The 249-nt window shown below is 57.8% G+C and carries 1 protein-coding gene; it reads left to right on the top strand.

The features are described 5' to 3' along the window. Window positions 1-249: sodium:solute symporter family transporter (locus R0J92_RS25240; protein WP_411053705.1), on the top strand; the 249-nt coding region annotated here is incomplete at both ends.

The raw sequence follows: 249 nt of genomic DNA, 5'->3' as shown, positions 1-249 counted from the left end.
ATCTGGCGTTCCGCTGCTGCAAAAACTGGATGATGTGGTATCCGCACTTGGCTTCCGCGACTACACCGCCGATGTGGATAACAAGCTCAACATGGTGCTATTCACCCTGTCGCTGATGGTCGGTACTGCTGGCCTGCCCCACGTTATCATTCGCTTCTTCACCGTACCGAAAGTGGCCGATGCACGCTGGTCAGCGGGCTGGGCACTGGTATTCATCGCCCTGCTCTACCTGACAGCGCCTGCGGTTGG

The sequence above is a fragment of the Tritonibacter sp. SIMBA_163 genome, from assembly GCF_046535935.1.
In the GTDB taxonomy this organism is placed as follows: Bacteria; Pseudomonadota; Alphaproteobacteria; order Rhodobacterales; family Rhodobacteraceae; genus Epibacterium; species Epibacterium scottomollicae.
Note: the sequence above shows the minus strand (reverse complement) of the source record. Positions and strands in the feature narration are given on the sequence as shown.